We start from the raw sequence: 17,234 nt of genomic DNA, 5'->3' as shown, positions 1-17,234 counted from the left end.
GCAGGGATTTGTGCCGGCCGGCGATATGACGGGATTACCAGACCACCTTGTGGGTTTCACCCGTCTGCACGTTCACGAAGCCTTCGGGCGCGAGCTTGGAGGGCGCGACCAGCACCCAGCGCCAGGGCGAGCATGTCAGCGTCGCGAAGATCAGGAATTCGGGGAATCCCGGCTTCCAGAGATTGAGCGCCGAAGGCTTGTACATCCACGTCACCTTTTCCGCCGCCCGGTAGAATTCCTGCATCTCGGCATCGAGCGCCTCCGCCGGGCGTGCGGTCATCAATCCGGCAACCTCGTAGCGCACCTCGCCGGCCACGGCGCCGCGATGCACCAGCACCCAGCCGCCGTCGATCTCCTGGAGCCGGTTGACCGCCGCAGCCATGGCCGCATCGGATGAGCCGATCACCCAGACATTGTGGCTGTCATGGGCGACCGAGCAGGCGAGCGCGGTATCAGGGTCTTCCGGGCCGCAGCCCGTCCAGAACATCTTTGCCACGGCGCCGTCGCCGCGATAGCGGTCGACCAGCGCCCATTTGGTGATCCCGGCATCGCGCTGGACGGCTCCGTCGACCACGGACAGTTCCTCCACGAGAAAGTCCTCGTTCCAGTGGAATGGCCTCAGCACCGCCGCCTGCATGGTCTTCCGTCCGGGCTCGGCGGCAATCTCGAAATCCTCCGCGTCGAGACGCCGCCCGACATTCATCGTCCTGGTCGCCCAGTCGGGCCAGTCGATCGCAGGCACCGGGCCGACATAGGTCCTGGCGTTGGAAACCAGTTGCCCATCCGCATAGACATGGGCGATGTCGATCGAGGGCACGTCGCCCAACAGCACAATGTCGGCGTAGCGGCCCGGCGTGATCGAGCCGACCCACGCATCGATACGCATATGGCGGGCCGGATTGATCGTCGCGCACTGGATGGCGATCTCCGGCGCGAGCCCATGCCCGACGGCATGGCGCACATTGTGGTCGCTTGCGCCGAGGCGCAGCGTCTCGGAAGCGCTGCGGTCGTCGGTGGTGAAAGCGACGTTCGACCAGTCCCTCAGGCCGCGTTCGATCAGACCGGGAAGGATGGCATCGAAGGAGAAGGGCCTGATCTCGGTGAAGATACCGCGCATCAGCCGGTCCCACGCCTCGTCCAGTGCCCATACCTCGTGGTCGGAGGAGAGCCCGGCCGCGACGAAAGCCGAGATGTCGTGCGGGTCGGTCAGGCCGGAGCCGTGGCCCTCGACGACGCCGCGCATCTCGAAGGTGGCGCGGATCATGCCCCACATGCGCTGGTAGCCGGGATTGGCGGGGTCCGAGACGGAGGGCCAGTCCATCACCTCGTCGAGGCCGGTCACCGAGAGGTCGCCGGCCAGGAAGCGCTTCTGCTCGTCGTAGCCGTACCAGCCGCCGCTCTCTTCCCATGCGCTGGGCGGCACCGCCGAACCGGGCTGGACAAACACCTTGAGCGGCGACCCCGCGCGCCGTGCCTTTTGCCAGAACTCGGTGTTCTTCGCGCCGTTCACATTGGCGAATTCGTGGCTCGCCTCGCATGTCCAGGTGTTGCCGCGCGGCAGCACGAGGGCGGCCTCGAACTCGGGCGTCAGATGGGTGGATTCGATATGCTTGTGGACTTCGCCGAATCCCGGCACCGCCGAAAGGCCGCGATGGCAGATGCGCTCACGGACCGTGCCGCGATAGGAGCCGATGGGGCCGACATAGGCGATGCGCCGGCCCGAGATCGCGATCTCCTGGTCGTGGAGCCAGTGATTGGCATGGACGGCGAGCAGGCGGCCGACCTCGATCACGCGGTCGGCCGGATGTTTGCCGAGCGCCACCAGCGTCAGGTTCTGGCGGATCGCCACCTCGTCGGCGGCGTCGAGGATGAGATCGTCCGGCAGGCTCATCTGGCGCCTGCCATCATGCGGCGCGCGAGCATGACGCGGTAGCTGAAGAGCACCAGGGCGAGCACGGTGACGATGAAGGGGATCATGCGGATGATCTCGGCCGGCATCCAGTTGAAGAGGCCCGGCATGACCACCGAGAGCGCTTCGAACATGCCGAACAGCAGGGCGGCAAGAAGCGCGCCGACGGGATGGCGCGCGCCGAGCAGTACGGCGCCGAGCGCGATGAAGCCGCGTCCTGCCGTCATGTCGCGCGTGAAGCCGATATAGTTGAACATTGCGAGCTGGGCGCCGCCCAGCCCGGCCAGCGCCCCCGAAGCGAGCAGGCCCCAGGCGCGGACGGCGTTGACGGGGATACCGGCCGCCGCGGCCGCGGCCGGATATTCGCCGACGCCGCGCAGCCAGGAGCCCCAGGGCGTGCGGTAGAGGAAGTACCAGAGCGCGAAGACGAGCAGCGCGGCGAGCCAGGACAGGAGTGAGTGGCCGGAAAGGAAACGCACAGCCATGTCTCCGACGGCAGGCACGCCGGCGAGGAAGGTCAGGTCGAGCGCCGGAACCGCCTTGGAGACGAGATTGATCGAGGTGCCCTTGTCGCCGCCGGTCGCCTGGGTGAGCGCGAAGACGGTGCCGCCGGCCGCGAAGATGTTGATGGCGAAGCCGACCAGGATGATGTCGGCCTTGAGCCTGAGATGGAAGAAGGCCATCACAGCGCCGAGCAGCGCGCCGGCAGCGAGAGCCGCAGCCACGGCGACGTACCAGGGCGCGTAGACCGACACGATGACGGCGGTGAAGCAGCCCACGAGCATCATGCCTTCCAGCGCCACGTTGAGCGCGCCGGAGAGGTCAGCGACCAGCCCGCCCAGCGTGGCCAGGAGCAGCGGCGTCGAGGTGCGCACGATGGTCACGAAGAACGTCGCGGAGAAGACGGTCATCAGGAGTTCGGTCATTTGCCTGCCTCCGCCAAGGCGGCTCGTCGCGCCGCCCGGTCGCCGCGCATCCAGGCGAGGATCACGCGCGGCCTGATGGTGAAGGACGAGGCCACCAGCAGGATGATGATGGCCGTGACGACGCTGATTACTTCCGAGGGTACATCGGTCCGGATATTCATGAGCTGTGCGCCCTGCCGCAGGTAGCCGTAGAACAGCGCCACGATGGGGACGGCGAGCGGCCGGCTGCGGGCGACGATGGCGATGAGGATGCCCTCGAAGGCGAGGCCACCCTCGAACAGCACCGTCAGCTTGCCGAAGGCGCGGCCCTGCACGAACATCGCGCCCAGAAGGCCGCCGAGCGCGCCGGCGGCTGTCATGGCCGAGACCATGATGAAGGCGGATCTGATCCCGGCATATTCGGCGAAGCGGGCATTGTGCCCGACGAGCCTGAGCTTCAGGCCCCAACTCGTGCGGTAAAGCGCGAACCATACGGCGATCACCGCGACGATCGCGAAGATCAGGCCGATGTCGATGCGCGTGTTTGATACCAGCGCAGGAAACACCGCGATCGGAGGGAACGCATTGGTGGTCAGCACGCCGCTGCCCGGCGGCACGAGCTGCGTTCGCACCAGATAATTGGTGAGCTCGATTGCGATGTAGTTCAGCATTAGCGACGACACGATCTCGCTGGCGCCGAGCTTCGCCTTGGCGATCCCGGGCAGGAAACCGTAGAAGGCTCCCGCAACCATGGCGCAGAACACGCCGAGCGGAATCGCCAGCCAGGTCTGGCCGACGGGCGAGAGGGCAATGTAGCTGGCCGCCAGCGCGCCGACATAGACCTGGCCCTGGACGCCCATCGAGAACTGGCGCGCCTGGAAGACCAGGCTGAAGGCGAGGCCGGTGACGGTCAGCTTGGCGACGTCGTCGATCCACAGGCCGATCGTGCGGGTCTTGGAGATCGGCGCGGTCAACAGCGTGTGGAAGGCTTCGAGCGGCGCCTTCGACGTCAGAAGGATGATCAGGAAGGCGACGATCAGGGCGGCGGCCGCGGCCACGCCCGCCCGCAGGGCCTCGCGGCGGATCGTGCTCCAGCGCGTCTCCGACGCAAGCGGTTTCCTAGCCGGGGCCGTCATGCGAGAGCCGCTTTCATCTCTTCGGGCGATTGCCGGGAGAGGCCGAGCATGTATGCACCGAGCGTCTCGGGCGTGACCTCGTCGGAATTGATGAAGGCGGCGACGACCCGGCCGCGATAGAACACCAGGATCCGGTCGGACAGCGCCAGCAGCTCGGACAGGTCCGCCGAGGAGAGCAGCACAGCCGCGCCGGCATCGCGCGCCTCCGTCAGGGAATGCCAGATGAACTGCGTGGAGGCGAGGTCGACGCCGCGCGTCGGCTGGCTGACCAGCAGCACCTTCGGCTGCTCCGACAATTCGCGGGCCACCACGATCTTCTGCATGTTGCCGCCCGACAGCGTGCCGACCGCCGCCTGCGGGCCGCTGACCCGCACCGAGAAGCGCCCGATCATGCGCTCGGCATGGGTTCGGATCGCCTTCAGGTCGAGCAGGCCGTTGCGGACGTAGCGCCGGTCGTCCAACCGCGTCGCCACCAGGTTTTCCGCGACTGTCGCGCCCGTCGCCAGGCCTTCGGCGATGCGGTCCTCCGGAATGCTGGCCACACCGCGCTCCCGGCGTTGCAGCACGTCGAGCGATAGGATGCTGGCGCCGTCGACGCTGATGTGGCCGCCCGCGACGGGTCGCAGGCCGGCGATCGCTTCCAGGAGCTGCGCCTGGCCGTTGCCTTCAACGCCCGCCAACCCGACGATCTCTCCCGACCGGACGTGAAGGGTCAGGTCGTCGCAGACCGTTGCGCGTTTCTCGTCTACGAGGTGAAGTCTTTCCACGGCAAGAGCGCGCTCTCCTCTGTGGGGCTTGCGCTCGACCCGCAGCGCCACGTCGCGGCCGACCATCATCGTGGCGAGGGCCTTCTCGGTCACGTCTGATGTCGTGACGGAGCCCACGACCTTGCCTGCTCGCATCACGGTGATACGGTCCGATATCTCCAGCACCTCGGGCAGCTTGTGCGCGATGAAGATGACCGTGCGTCCCTGTTCGACCAGCGCGCGTATGGCTGCGAAGAGCTCCGTCACCTCCTGCGGAGCGAGCACCGCAGTCGGCTCGTCGAGGATCAGCACTTGGGCGTTGCGGTAGAGCGCCTTGAGGATTTCCACGCGCTGCTGCTGTCCTACCGGAAGCAGACCGACCGGCGGCGTCGGGTCGACCCGCAGCCGGAACCGCTCGGAGAGCGCACGCACGCCCTCGATCGCCTTGCCGCGGTCGAAGCGGATACCGGTTCGCGGCTCGGAGCCGAGCACGACGTTCTCATAGACCGCGAAGGAAGGAACCAGCGAGAAATGCTGGAAAACCATGCCGATGCCGGCGTCGATTGCCTCGCGCGGATTGGAGAAACGGATGGGCCGGCCGTCGAGTCGCAACTCGCCCTGGTCGGGCTGCTCGATCCCGAACAGGATCTTCATCAGCGTCGACTTGCCGGCGCCGTTCTCGCCCACGACGGCATGCACTTCGCCCGATGCGACCGAGAGGTTCACGCCGTCATTGGCGACCACGCCGCCGGGATAGGTCTTGCCGATCCCGATCGCTTCGAGAAGCGGTGTCATGATGTCAGTCCGTGCAGTCGCCGGCGCCGCCATTGGCGACCCCGGCCATGCCTGTTTCAGCCGCGACTATTTCATCACGGTGGCGGGGGTGATCTCGCCGGAGGCGATCTTTTCCTGCAGCGCGTCGACCTCGGCACGCAGCTCGGCCGGCACGATCGTCTCGTATTGTTTGTTGCGCGAAATGCCGACGGCTCCGTCCTTCAATCCGAGCAGCAGTCGCTTGCCGTATTCGGCCTTGCCGTCGATCGTGTCCTTGAGCGCGATGAAGAGCGATTCACCGACCTTCTTCTCGACGGAGGTGAAGATCACGGCCGCCTGGGCCGGGTCGGTCGCCTCGAAGATCGATGCCTGGTCGCTGTCGACGCCGACGGCCAGCTTGTGGGCGTCGCGCACGGCCTGCAGCGCACCGATTCCAGTGCCTCCGGCGATCGGGAAGATGATGTCCGCGCCCTGGCCGAGCTGGGCGAGCGCCATCTCCTTGCCCTTCGCCGGATCGGAAAAGGTGCCGGAGACGGCATTGAGCAGCTTGATGTCAGGCTTGGCGGCCTTGGCGCCCTCGTCGAAGCCGACCTTGAAGTCCGTCACCGTCGGGAAATCCATGCCGATGATGGTGCCGAGCGTGCCGCTCTTGCTGAGCTTGGCGGCCGCAAAACCAGCGAGATAGCCAGCCGAAGAGGTCTGGTAGAGCAGCCCCATGACGTTGCCGCAGCAGCCGGTCGAGTAGTCGGGCGCGTCGTCGAAGATGATGAACCTGGTGTCGGGATATTGCGGCGCGAGCTCCGCCACGAAGCCAGTCATGTCGAAGGTGCCTGCGATGACCACGTCGTAGCCGCCGTCGGTCGCGTCGGCCAGCGCCGGCTGCCAGCGGCCGCGGTCGTAACCGGCCTCGATGATCTTGACGTCGACCGGCAGTTCGGCCTTGGCCTTCTCCAGTCCGGCGGCGGCGGAATCGAAGAAGCTCTTGTCGCCCAGCGTGCCATGCAGCACCAGCACGACCTTGAGCGGATTGTCCTTGGAGTAGTCAGCGGCCTGGGCCGCGGACATGGCCGGGATCGACAGGCTGGCGGCCAGCACGAAGCCGGCGAAGGCCCGGCGCGAAATCGGGTTGTTCATTTCTGTTCACCTCTGTGGTTCTTGTTTCTTCTTATGATCGACTGCGTGTCGGCGCTGTCAACCGGGTCGGCTCCGCTTTGGGACATAGGCGATCGACGCGGCATAGAGCGCGACGAGGCGTTCGAGTCGGGCTTCCTCGACCAGCGTGACCATGGGCGTACCCAGCCGCCCTGACGGGTCGACGACGGTCATGCCGCGCGTTACGCCGGGCGCAAGCGCCACCTCGACCGAGGCCCGCACCGATTTCGTCACGATATCGGGCTCCACCACCACGGCCGCGGCGAAGGGGTCGACGAAGCGGAAGAGGTCACCGGCACCGAAGCCGGCGACGATCTGACGGGAATGACGCGCCAGCGCCTGCGAGAAGGTTTTCTCCAGGCCTTCGCTCACCTGTCCGAACAGCCTGTCGATCTCCATGCCGGTCAGATTGTGGGTGACGCAGGGTTCCCACGGGACGACCACCGTCAGGATTTCCGCGGCGAAGACGATCGCCGCGGCTTCCGGATCGGCATAGATGTTGAATTCGGCCGCCGGGGTGGTGTTGCCGCGGCCGTAGACGGTGCCGCCCATGATGGTAAGCTGACCGATGCCGGCCACGATGTCCGGCTCGAGCCGAAGCGCCAGAGCGAGGTTGGTGAGCGGGCCGATCATCAGGAGGTCGACACGGCGCCCATCGGCCGCCGCGGCGCGCAACGTCTCGCGAAGGAAGCCGACTGCGTCGGTGCCGGCGACATCGCCGATATTGCCCGGACGTGGCGCCCCGCCGAGCCCGTCCTCGCCATGGATATGGATTGCGTCGATGATCGGCTGGGTGAGCGGGCCGGCCGCCCCCTTGTAGACCGGTATGTCGACGCCGGCGACGGCGAGCGTCGCCAGCATGTTGCGGGTGGCGGCATCGAGCCCGACATTGCCGAAGACGGTAGTGATCGCGTCGGGCGCGCGGCCTGCCGCGATCAGCAGGAGCAGGGCCTGGGCGTCGTCGACGCCGCCGTCGGTATCGAGGATCAGCTTGTTGTGCGTCAATCAGGCGGCCTTTCTTCTCGCGGCGACACGGGCCCAGAAGTTTTGGTAGGTCTTCGAATAATTGTTGCGGATGGCTGAATGGTCGGTGCGTGTCAGCTTCCCGTCGCGCGCCAGCGCCTCGCCGGAAACCCAGACATGGCGGACATCGCGACCGCTGCCGGAATAGACGAGCAGGGTCTCGACGTCGGGTGTTTCGGAATAGCCAGGCCCGGAGATGTCGATCGCGATGATGTCTGCGGCCTTGCCCGGCTCGATCGAGCCGATCTCGTTCTCCAGTCCGAGCGCTCGCGCGCCCTCGATCGTCGCCATGCGGATCAACTCGCGGCTGGAGATGGGCTGCGCCCGGCCTTCCCGGTGAGAGGCGACGAGGCCGGCGACCCGCATCTCCGAAACCATGTCGTAGGAATTGTTGGCCGCGACATTGTCGGTGCCGAGCGCGACGGTCACGCCCGCCCGGCGAAGGTCGACCACCGGACAGATGCCTTCGCGGCCGGAGCGCAGGCCGGCGCTGGCGCAGTGGGCGACCGAGGCGGCGGGTGCTGCCGCGAAGATGGCGATGTCGGCCTCGGAAAGGTCGAGGCAGTGGGCGGCGTGGACGCGGCCGGCGAAGAAGCCGTCGCGCGCGAGCGCCTCGGTCGCCGTCAGGCCGTAATGGGCCATCGTCTCGGCATTGTCCTCCGGACCGGCGGCCATGTGCAGATGCATGCCGCAGCCATATTTGACGGCCAACGCCGCCTCGGCCCGGAGCAGATCCTCGGAATTGTCCACATAAGGCGCATGCGGACCGAACCAGGGGACGATGCGCCCGCCGCCCGATCGTTGCCGCTCGATGAAGGCGGCCGCCTTGTCGAGTTCCTCCAGGCCGCGCGCGCTGTCGCCGAGCTGGACGATGCCGTAGGCGATGACGGCCCGCATGCCGCTGGCCGCGGCGGCATCGGCGATCTCGTCGGCGAAGAAATACTGGTCGCAGAAGGTGGTCGTGCCCGACAGCACCATTTCCGCGCAGGAGAGCGCGACGGCGGGGCCGATATCGGAGGCGTCGAGCGACTGTTCCGGCTCGCGAATGGCGTTGTACCAGCCTTCCATGGTGAGCAGGCTCTGCCCTTCGGAGCAGCCGCGGAACAGGATCATGGCGGAATGCGTGTGGGCATTGACCAGCCCCGGCATCACCAGATGTCCGGGGAGCGAGTGGGCCTCGTCGAACCCTGTCTTGTCGGGCGTGGTGGCCCTGGGGCCAGCGCCGGTGATGCGGCCGTCGGCGAAAGCGACCCAGCCATCGGCGAAGACCGTGCCGTCACTGTCGACGGTCAGGACGGTGGCGTCGTGGACGAGGACTGAACCCATTTGACCTGCGTGTGTAAACCGCTTTACATTGCGCTCATGTAAGTCCATTCGCCGCGGTGCTGTCAAATGCAAAAGAGGCGTCGACGCATGTTTTTCGAGCGGCGCTCAAGTGTGAAAGAGGCGGGACTTCGACACATCCGTGAGCGGCGCACTGTCGTGGGAGAAGCGGGGTGAGTCCATGGCGACGCTGAACGACGTTGCCGAAGCGGCGGGCGTCTCGCCGACATTGGTGTCGCGCTATCTCAACCACCGCATCGAATTGCCTGCGGCGACCCGGAAGCGCATCGACGAGGCGGTCGCCAGGCTGGACTACAGGCCCAATCTCCTGGCGAAACGGCTCTCCACCGGCAGGACCGAGTCGATCAGCCTGGTCACGCCCGAGATCGCCAATCCCTTTTTCGCCGAACTCGCCGCGGCGATCGAGGCGGAGGCGGAACGTCACGGTTATGCGGTCTATATCTCCTCCACCCATGGCGACCCCGCGCGCGCGGTCGACGCGATCCGTCGCCTTGCGGACCAGCATGTCGACGGGTTGATCATGATGACCAACCGTCCGGACGACGGCACGCTGGCGGCGCTCCTGCGCCGGCATGCCAATGTCGTGCTGGTCGATGAAGACGTGCCCGGCGTCGATTTGCCTCGCATCTTCGTGGAGAATGAGAACGGTGCCTATCTCGCCGCCATGCACCTGATCGACGCCGGGCATCGGGACATTGCACTCATCGGCGGTCCGCCCGGGCTGCTCAGCGTGCGCGAACGTCTCGCCGGGTTCGAGCGGGCGATGCGCGAGCGCGGCCTGCCGGTGCGGCCGGAAAGGATGCTGCTGGGAGACTATTCCCGGCAGTTCGGCCATGAGGCGTTGCTGCAATTGGTCGACCGCGGGGAAAGGCCGACCGCCATCCTCGCCTGCTCCGATTATATCGCCGTCGGCGTGCTCCAGGCCGCGCGCCAGCGCGGGCTCGCCGTCCCGGCCGACATGTCCCTGGTCGGTTTCGACGACATGCCTTTCGCCGAACTGGTCGATCCGCCGCTGACCACCGTGCGGCAGCCCGTGGCCGAGATGGGCAGGATCGCTTTCGAGCGGCTCGTGGCCCTGCTCGGCAACACCGAGGCGGCGCCCTTGACGCGGCTGCCCGTGCAACTGGTGGTCCGCCGCTCGGTCGCCCGGCGGCAGGACAAGTCTCCGTGACGGGACGACTGCGGGCGCGCTGCGCGAACATACGGCATATGAAGAGGAGATTGACGTGATGATGAAGGTCCAGCAGCCGCCGGATCCGTGGCAGGAGGTGAGGACCGCGAACGGCTTCGCGGCCGACGAGGTGATTTCGGCCTTGCAGAAGAGCATCAGGCGCGGCCTGCTCGAAAATGCCGTCCTGCTCGGCTGGGAAATGTATTTCACGAGCGAGGCCCTTGAGGAGAAGCTGTGGTCGCGGCTCTCGGTCATTTCGGTCGAAGACATCGGTTTCGGAAACAGGCAGGCGCCCGTTCTGGTGGAGACGCTCTACCGGCAGCATGAACGTCACGAGCGGCCGAGCGGAGACAGGTTCCTGTTCGCCGCGCACGCCATCCGCCTGCTCGCCACCAGCGCCAAGGACCGCACCAGCGACGATCTTGTGAACTGGGCGAAACATTCCGTCGCGCTCGGCGAGAGGCTGCCCGAGATCATCGACGTGGCGCTCGACATGCACACGCGGCGCGGCCAGGAGATGGGGCGCGACTACCGCTTCTTCATGGAGGAAGCGTCGCGCGTGGTGCCCGAGATCGCCGACAAGGACCAGACCTGGCGCGACTGGATCATCGATGCGCTGGATAAGGGGAAGCTGGAATAGGGATGAAGGCGCCGCCGGGACTACCTTCTGAGATGCAGCCTGGTCCTCCATAAAGACAGCCCGAATGGAGGGCGCTACCTGGTAAGAGGGCAGTTTTCGCTCAGCCGATCCTCATGGCCATCCTGTGCCACCAGCACTGGATGTTCACACATCCAGGGGACATGGATGCCGGCGCATCCGCGCGGTCTGAATCACCGGTGCGGCCCTCTGGGCCGCTTGGCTTCGCCTCAAAGGAGGCACGGGCCATAGAGTCGCGCGCTCCAGCGGTCGATTCCATCGACCGCTGGCATTGCGCGGGCACAGCGATCAAAGTGCGGCGAGGGCAGCGTGGCACCCGCCGGCTTGGATAGGAGCCTTTGAAAGCGAACGGATCCCAGCCGGATCGGATGAGCCGCTGCACATGGTTCCATCCCCTTCAGAACAGAGTGCTCGGCAGGAACAGGCTAAGCACCGGGACGTATGACACGATGATCAGGGCCACCAACATCAGCACAATAGTCGGCAATGTTGCCCTGAAGACCTCGAACAGGGTCATCTCGGCCACGCCCATGGCCACGAACAGGTTCAGGCCGACCGGAGGAGTGAGCATGCCCACCGACAGGTTGACGAGCATGATGATGCCAAAGTGGATCGGGTCGACACCGACCTGCTGTGCGATGGGCTGCATCAGCGGGCCCAGGACGATAATCGCGGACGCGCTGTCAAGGAGGCAGCCTGCCACCAGCAGGATGAGGTTGAAGAGCGCCACGATCAGAACCGGATTGTCGGTCCCCGAAAGGACCTGGCTCGCCAGTTGCGATGGCGCACCCGTCGTGGCCAGGAGCCAGGAAAAAGCCGAAGCACCGGCTGTGATCAACAGGAGTGGCCCGGCGAGCAACCCGGTATTGCGCAATATGACGAGGGTCTCCTGCGCGGAGATGGCGCGATAGACGATGGCACCGATGAACCAGCCGTAGATGCAGGCGGCCGCAGCCGATTCGGTAGGCGTGAATACGCCCGAATAGATTCCGCCCAGCAGAATCACGGGCAACCCCAGTCCCCAGGCGGCGCGCTTGAAAGCTGTCACGATGCGCTCGAAGGTGGGGAATGGATCGCGCGGATAGCCTTTGCGCGCGGAGTACCAGCAGGCAAAGCCGATCAGCAACCCACCGATCAGGAGCGCCGGCAGCAGCCCGGCGGCAAACAGCTTGCCGACCGAAGTGCCGGTTACCGAACCGTATATGATCAGCGCGATCGAAGGTGGTACGATCGGGCCGAGCGTGCCGGCGGTGGTGACGAGCCCGATCGAGAAGAAGCGATCATAGCCTGCCTTGACCATGGCCGGATACATGATCGTACCGATGGCGACGACGGTGGCGGGACTTGAACCGGAAATCGAACCGAACATCAGGCAGGCCACCACCGTGGCGGCCGCCAGCCCGCCCGGAAGCCAGCCGATCAGCGCCCGTGCCACGTCGATCAGCCGGTCCGAAAGGCCGCCGATGCGCATCAATTCGGCGGCCAGGACGAAGAAGGGAATGGACATGAGAGAGAAATTGTTCATGCCCGAGAACATGCGCATCGGCACCACGAGGGGGTCGATCCCTCCCGCGAAGTAGAGAATCAATGCGACCGACAAGGACAGGGCCGCAAAGATCGGCAAGCCGAGCACCAGCAGCCCGAAAAAGGCTGGAACGAGCGTTCCCACCATGGTCGTGTCCCCTTCAGGTATTCTTGATGTCGGCCTGCGGCGGGACATATTCCCGCCCGGCGAGCAGATTGCCGAGCACCAGCAGGTAGCGCAGCGTCATGAACGCTCCGGCGGCCGGTATGACCAGATAGATGTAGCCGACCGGCGCGCGCATCGCAGGCGATAGTTGCCCCATGCGCAGCGTATTAATCGACAGGCGGCTGCCGTAGTAGATCAGAGCGCCCGCAAAGATCAGGCCGAGACAGGCAGACCCTATCCGCAAGGCCTGTGACAGCCGGCGGCCGGAAAATGCATAGGCGGCTTCGACACTGATATGCGCGCCGTACCGAACGCCCATTCCCATGGTCAGGAAGCTCATGGTGATGAGGGAGTACAGGATCAACTCTTCCGACCAGTAGATGGAGTTGTTGAAGACGTATCGCGCCACCACCTGGGTGATGGCGACGATCGTTGCAGTGAGCATCAGGATCGTGACCAAGGCGTTCTCGATCCAATCCACGACCCGGTTCAGTGCCTCGATCATCGTCCGGCCCCTGGAACCGTCAGCCCTTCGCTGCGGCTATGGCTTTGTCCAGCAGTTCCGGCGTCACCTTGGGACGGAACTCGTCATAGATCGGCTTCGACCGTTCGATGAAGGCCTCGCGGCCCTCGGCCGAAAGCTCCCGAACCTCGGTGGAACCTTTGATCTCCTCGAGGATCTTGGACTCGTCCTCGAGCGTGTATTCGCGCCCCGCGTCGCGGCCCACGATCATGGCGTCCTCGACGACTTTCTTCAGATCGTCCGGCAGGTTGTCCCAGGCCTGCTTGTTCATGACCGCCGCGTAGGTGTGATAGGTGTGGGCAGTCAGCGTCATGTATTTCTGAACTTCGTAGAATTTCATGGAATGGATGTTGGCAAAGGGATTCTCCTGCCCTTCGACAACGCCCTGCTGGAGCCCGTTATAGACCTCGGTATAGGCCATCGCCGTCGGGTTCGCTCCGTAGGCGCGATAGGTGGACAGGATCGCCGGGGCCTGCAGCGTGCGCATCTTGATGCCCTTCAGATCGTCCGGGCCTTCGATCGGGCGCACATTGTTGGTCATGTGCCGGAAACCGGCGCCCCAGATGGCGATACCCTTCAGGTTGTTCGGCTCGAGCGAGTCGAGCAGTTCTCCGCCGACCTCGCCGTCGAGCACCCGCTTCATCGACGCGTCGTCGGTCAGCAGGAATGGCAGATCCATCAGGTACATCTTCTCATTGAAATTGGCGAGGTTGCCCGTCGGAGGAATGGCGATATGGACAAGTCCCATCTGGGTCTGTTCGATGATCTCGACGTCGCCTCCCAGTTGCGCTGCCGGCCGGATGTTGATCTGGATGCGTCCCCCGGAATTCTTCTCCACTTCTTCCTTGAACCGCTCGGCGGCACGCGCATTCGGGGTTTCCTCCGACAGCACGTGGGCGAAGGTGAAATCGAACTCCGCGGCCACCGCCGGGAGCCCGCCGAAGCAGACCGCGATGGTTGTCGCGACGGACAGTCCGAGTTTGTGGAGCGTCATGGTTCTTTTCCTCTCTGGTTGATCAATGGATGGGCTGCTTCAGCGTGACAGGGGAACCTGGCCCAGCAAGTCCGCCGCACGCCCCAGAACGGCCTCCGTGGCGAGCCCCGCGGCGATCAGCCCCGGCTCATACAAGGGCGGGCCGATTAGCTGCAGCCCCACTGGCATGGCGTTGGCGTCGAGACCGGCCGGCAGGCTCATGGCGCACCAGCCGAACAGGTTCGCGATCGCGGTGTTGCGAAGCACCAGCATGTTGGCCCTGCGATAGGTCTCGGCATCCTGCAGTTCCGACAGCAGCGGGGGGCTGATCGGCACCGTAGGGGTCATGAGAACGTCGCAGTGATCGAAGGCCTGCCTCGATCGCTGGCCATTCTCGGCCAGCACCGCACGCCGTCGAAGATATTCCGCGGCGGTGACGCTGTCGGCGCCCGCGACCCGCATGCGCACAACCGGATCGAGCCGGGCGATGCGTTCGGGGAAACGGGCATTGAGGAAGGCGTGCAATTCCGAAGCGGCAAGCCCGCCCTGCTGGAATACCGCGATCACCTCATCGCAGCCCGGCAATTCCAGCGGCACGAGCCGCGCGCCCTTCGATTCGAGCTTGCGCAGCGCCGCTTCGGTGATCTCGACGATCGAAGCATCGGCCTCGTCCCAGAAGAAGTTGCGGGGAACACCGATCCGCAGCCCGTCGACAGACCGCGGCGGAGCCGGCTTGTCCGCGCTGCCATCGAGCGCGGCAAAGGCGAAAGCCAGATCCTCGACCGTGCGACACAGGATGCCGGGAGTGTCGAGCGAAGGAGACAGCGGAACGATCCCTTCACCCGACCAGCGCCCATGCGTGGTCTTTAGTGCCACCTGCCCGGTCAGCGAGGCAGGAATGCGGACCGAACCGGCCGTATCGGTGCCGAGCGCCACCAGCGCGGATCCCTGCCCGAGCGACACGCCCGCCCCCGAGCTTGAGCCGCCGGGCGCGCGCGGTTCACCCGGAGCGGACCACGGGTTCACCGGTGACCCCCAATGCGCATTGACGCCCAGACCGCCGAAGGCGAACTCCACCGTATGGGTCTTGCCTGTCACGATACCCAGTTGGCCTTGCAGCCGGCGCACAAGCGGTCCGGGGTTTGTCCAGCTTTCGGGAAAGGCCGTGTCCGTGCCTGCGAAGACAGGGAGACCGGGAACGCCGTAGAGATCCTTCACGGATACGGGCATGCCCATGAGCGGGCCGAGATCCACACCGCTTCCCAGCAACATGTCCGCCGCCTGAGCGTGAAGTCTCGCGCGCTCGCCTGCCCAGGTCTTGTAGGCATTCAGCCGGCCTTCGGTGGCGCGATGGCGCTCCGCCGCTTCCTCCATCAGCGCCTGCGCGGTGAGACGGCCTTCCCTCAAATCGCCTGCTATCTGATGAAGCGACCTGTCGGCACGCAGCATCGGTTTCTCCTCGCTTCTCATCGGCGACGACTAAGACCGGACCGACGGAGCGCGGCAACGGTTTTGTGCAGTGGAGTTGGGCGCGATCTTGCGGGGCGACGGCGATCGGTCGATCTTGATACGGAACTGTAATGCTTTGAAATTTATTGGCTTTTTCGCAAGAATGGCGACCGGGCCGGTCCTTGGATCAGGCTGCGTGTTGCCGGGAAGGCAAAAGTCTGTTGCCTGGATCGCACTCGATTGCCTGCCGTTTCGAATTAGGTTCGGCCCGACTTCGATGGGAGAAAGAAATGGCGCATGAAACCGAAAAGCGGCTGAAGGAAATGGGAATCGTCCTGCCGAGGGCTCCCAAGGCCGTCGGCAACTATGTTCCGGGTGTCGTTGTGGGCAATATTCTCTATCTGGCCGGAACACTGGGCACGCTGCCGGACGAGAATGACGACGACGTGCTTCCCTATGTCGGCAAAGTCGGCACCGATTTGACCATTGAGCAAGGCTACGCCTCGGCTCGGCTGATGGCCATAAATCATCTCGCCATGATGAAGGCTGTGCTTGGCGATCTGGATCGCGTGAAGCGGATCGTGAAGATGGTCGGCTATATAACCTGCGGCCGGGACTTCACTCTGCCCCACCTGGTTCTCAACGGCGCTTCCGATCTCTATGTGGCGCTGTGGGGCGAAGAGCGTGGCAAACATGCCCGTGCGGCCCTGACACAACATGAGTTGGGCTTCAACGCGCCGGTGGAAGCGGAGATGACGATCGAAATCTACGACTGACCGCCGGACAGGCGGGCCATCAGTTCGGCGTCAGCCATTTCGCCGACGGCGAAGGCCTCGACGATGAATCTCAAGAAGGCTGCGGCGGCGGGCGGGAGTTGCTGGTTGGCCCGGACAACGGCATGGATGTGCCGGTGCTCGAACTCCGGACATTTCAGATTGAGGGGCACAAGCAACCCCGCCTTTACCTCATTCAGGGCCGCCTGCAGCGGAAGGTAGATGACTGCGCCCGTGTTGCTGGCATGGTAGGCAAGGAAGTGGAACTGGTCGGCGACCAGCGCAGCCCTCGGATGGCGGTCGATACGGGAGAACGCACGCTTGACGAGGTGATGGATACCAAAAGTGTCGTCCGGCAGCACGCAGGGCATTTCGGCGAGGTCGTGCAGCGTGACTTCCCGGCCGTCCGCGAAAGGATGGCTCGGTCCGGCGAGAGCCAGCAAGGGCTGGCGCCATGAACCGACGGTTTCGATCATCGGGTGCGAGTAATGGTCATAGATGAAGCCGATCTGGCAGATGTGCTGTTCAAGCGCCTCCAGCACCCGCATCCGTCCTCTGACCCGTACCCGGAAATTCACCGCGCTGTGTGTCTTCCGGAATGAGGCGATCTGATCGGCAAGGAAGGGCCGGGTGATGCCCTCGACGGTCGCCACCGTCACTGTGCCTCCCTTCAGCCCTTGGAGGTCGGCGATCTCTCCTTCGATCCTGTCCACCCTATCGAAGATTTCCTCCAGATGGCCGACCAGAATGCGTCCGGCCTCCGTCAATACGACGCCTCCCGACCGACGCTCCACCAGCCGGATGTTCAGGTCATGCTCCAGCTTGCTGATCTGGCGGCTGATGGCCGAAGGGGCCAGTTGCAGCCGGTCGGCGGCCTGGCGTATGGACTGGGCGCGAGCGACCTCGAGAAAGTAGCGCCCGGCCACCAGATTCAGCATCGATAGTTGCGGCAAAGGTGAGATTCTCAACGGCAGATCGCATTTCCGGAATTTCGTAACCTACGCTTTG

The 17,234-nt window shown here is 65.1% G+C and carries 15 protein-coding genes; 3 read left to right on the top strand and 12 right to left on the bottom strand.

What is annotated here, in order from left to right; genetic code table 11:
• Positions 1-34: 34 nt before the first annotated feature.
• From JN302_RS00370 to JN302_RS00340, 7 genes are all read right to left on the bottom strand, one after another.
• Positions 35-1,891: an adenine deaminase gene (locus JN302_RS00370; RefSeq protein WP_202331212.1), complete on the bottom strand. Its 1,857-nt coding sequence runs from the start codon at positions 1,889-1,891 to the stop codon at positions 35-37.
• Entirely contained in the window at positions 1,888-2,835 is a 948-nt protein-coding gene (locus JN302_RS00365; RefSeq protein WP_202331211.1) for an ABC transporter permease, read from the bottom strand. The genes JN302_RS00370 and JN302_RS00365 overlap by 4 nt, the downstream gene beginning before the upstream one ends.
• Positions 2,832-3,950 carry an ABC transporter permease gene (locus JN302_RS00360; RefSeq protein WP_202309573.1) on the bottom strand — a complete coding sequence of 373 codons (1,119 nt, stop codon included), beginning with the start codon at positions 3,948-3,950 and terminating at the stop codon, positions 2,832-2,834. Before JN302_RS00360 ends, JN302_RS00365 begins: the two co-directional genes overlap by 4 nt.
• Positions 3,947-5,491: an ABC transporter ATP-binding protein gene (locus tag JN302_RS00355; protein ID WP_202331210.1), complete on the bottom strand. Its 1,545-nt coding sequence runs from the start codon at positions 5,489-5,491 to the stop codon at positions 3,947-3,949. Before JN302_RS00355 ends, JN302_RS00360 begins: the two co-directional genes overlap by 4 nt.
• Before the next feature lie 66 nt (positions 5,492-5,557).
• Entirely contained in the window at positions 5,558-6,604 is a 1,047-nt protein-coding gene (locus JN302_RS00350; RefSeq protein ID WP_202331209.1) for a BMP family lipoprotein, read from the bottom strand.
• A 57-nt stretch (positions 6,605-6,661) separates the two neighbouring features.
• Positions 6,662-7,627 carry a nucleoside hydrolase gene (locus JN302_RS00345; protein ID WP_202331208.1) on the bottom strand — a complete coding sequence of 322 codons (966 nt, stop codon included), beginning with the start codon at positions 7,625-7,627 and terminating at the stop codon, positions 6,662-6,664.
• On the bottom strand, positions 7,628-8,971 hold the full coding sequence (locus tag JN302_RS00340) for an amidohydrolase family protein (RefSeq protein WP_202331207.1): 1,344 nt from the start codon (positions 8,969-8,971) through the stop codon (positions 7,628-7,630).
• A gap of 178 nt (positions 8,972-9,149) precedes the next feature.
• Between JN302_RS00340 and JN302_RS00335 the strand changes: the two genes are divergently transcribed.
• Positions 9,150-10,160, top strand: coding sequence for a LacI family DNA-binding transcriptional regulator (locus JN302_RS00335; protein WP_202331206.1), 1,011 nt, complete (start codon positions 9,150-9,152; stop codon positions 10,158-10,160).
• Positions 10,161-10,218: 58 nt separating this feature from the next.
• Positions 10,219-10,800, top strand: coding sequence for an AAA family ATPase (locus JN302_RS00330; protein WP_244846788.1), 582 nt, complete (start codon positions 10,219-10,221; stop codon positions 10,798-10,800).
• Between the two features lie 415 nt (positions 10,801-11,215).
• Here the strand turns inward: JN302_RS00330 and JN302_RS00325 are convergent, their stop codons facing one another.
• Genes JN302_RS00325 through JN302_RS00310 form a run of 4 tightly spaced genes read right to left on the bottom strand, consistent with a single transcriptional unit; the run spans position 11,216 to position 15,453 of the window.
• Positions 11,216-12,490 (bottom strand): TRAP transporter large permease, encoded by a 1,275-nt coding sequence (locus tag JN302_RS00325; RefSeq protein ID WP_202331205.1) that lies wholly within the window; start codon positions 12,488-12,490, stop codon positions 11,216-11,218.
• Positions 12,491-12,503: 13 nt separating this feature from the next.
• Positions 12,504-13,013 (bottom strand): TRAP transporter small permease, encoded by a 510-nt coding sequence (locus JN302_RS00320; protein WP_202331204.1) that lies wholly within the window; start codon positions 13,011-13,013, stop codon positions 12,504-12,506.
• A gap of 19 nt (positions 13,014-13,032) precedes the next feature.
• Complete coding sequence (locus tag JN302_RS00315; RefSeq protein ID WP_202309565.1) at positions 13,033-14,025, bottom strand: TRAP transporter substrate-binding protein; 993 nt, start codon at positions 14,023-14,025, stop codon at positions 13,033-13,035.
• A 39-nt stretch (positions 14,026-14,064) separates the two neighbouring features.
• A complete protein-coding gene (locus JN302_RS00310) occupies positions 14,065-15,453 on the bottom strand; it encodes an amidase (RefSeq protein WP_202331203.1) in 1,389 nt (462 codons plus the stop codon).
• A gap of 182 nt (positions 15,454-15,635) precedes the next feature.
• Between JN302_RS00310 and JN302_RS00305 the strand changes: the two genes are divergently transcribed.
• The gene (locus tag JN302_RS00305) at positions 15,636-16,229 is read left to right on the top strand and encodes a RidA family protein (protein ID WP_244846141.1); all 594 of its coding nucleotides are present in this window, start codon (positions 15,636-15,638) and stop codon (positions 16,227-16,229) included.
• Here JN302_RS00305 and JN302_RS00300 read toward each other — a convergent pair.
• On the bottom strand, positions 16,220-17,164 hold the full coding sequence (locus tag JN302_RS00300) for a LysR family transcriptional regulator (protein WP_202309562.1): 945 nt from the start codon (positions 17,162-17,164) through the stop codon (positions 16,220-16,222). The genes JN302_RS00305 and JN302_RS00300 overlap by 10 nt on opposite strands.
• Between the last annotated feature and the right edge of the window lie 70 nt (positions 17,165-17,234).

It is taken from the genome of Mesorhizobium sp. L-8-3 (assembly GCF_016756615.1).
Classification (GTDB): domain Bacteria; phylum Pseudomonadota; class Alphaproteobacteria; order Rhizobiales; family Rhizobiaceae.
Note: the sequence above shows the minus strand (reverse complement) of the source record. Positions and strands in the feature narration are given on the sequence as shown.

What these genes read in the sequence shown, in the direction of transcription:
- JN302_RS00370 (WP_202331212.1), bottom strand. Translation starts at nt 1,891, where the DNA reads ATGAGCCTGCCGGACGATCTCATCCTCGACGCCGCCGACGAGGTGGCG.
- JN302_RS00335 (WP_202331206.1), top strand. Translation starts at nt 9,150, where the DNA reads ATGGCGACGCTGAACGACGTTGCCGAAGCGGCGGGCGTCTCGCCGACA.
- JN302_RS00355 (WP_202331210.1), bottom strand. Translation starts at nt 5,491, where the DNA reads ATGACACCGCTTCTCGAAGCGATCGGGATCGGCAAGACCTATCCCGGC.
- JN302_RS00325 (WP_202331205.1), bottom strand. Translation starts at nt 12,490, where the DNA reads ATGGTGGGAACGCTCGTTCCAGCCTTTTTCGGGCTGCTGGTGCTCGGC.
- JN302_RS00330 (WP_244846788.1), top strand. Translation starts at nt 10,219, where the DNA reads ATGATGAAGGTCCAGCAGCCGCCGGATCCGTGGCAGGAGGTGAGGACC.
- JN302_RS00340 (WP_202331207.1), bottom strand. Translation starts at nt 8,971, where the DNA reads ATGGGTTCAGTCCTCGTCCACGACGCCACCGTCCTGACCGTCGACAGT.
- JN302_RS00360 (WP_202309573.1), bottom strand. Translation starts at nt 3,950, where the DNA reads ATGACGGCCCCGGCTAGGAAACCGCTTGCGTCGGAGACGCGCTGGAGC.
- JN302_RS00310 (WP_202331203.1), bottom strand. Translation starts at nt 15,453, where the DNA reads ATGCTGCGTGCCGACAGGTCGCTTCATCAGATAGCAGGCGATTTGAGG.
- JN302_RS00315 (WP_202309565.1), bottom strand. Translation starts at nt 14,025, where the DNA reads ATGACGCTCCACAAACTCGGACTGTCCGTCGCGACAACCATCGCGGTC.
- JN302_RS00320 (WP_202331204.1), bottom strand. Translation starts at nt 13,013, where the DNA reads ATGATCGAGGCACTGAACCGGGTCGTGGATTGGATCGAGAACGCCTTG.
- JN302_RS00300 (WP_202309562.1), bottom strand. Translation starts at nt 17,164, where the DNA reads ATGCTGAATCTGGTGGCCGGGCGCTACTTTCTCGAGGTCGCTCGCGCC.
- JN302_RS00350 (WP_202331209.1), bottom strand. Translation starts at nt 6,604, where the DNA reads ATGAACAACCCGATTTCGCGCCGGGCCTTCGCCGGCTTCGTGCTGGCC.
- JN302_RS00365 (WP_202331211.1), bottom strand. Translation starts at nt 2,835, where the DNA reads ATGACCGAACTCCTGATGACCGTCTTCTCCGCGACGTTCTTCGTGACC.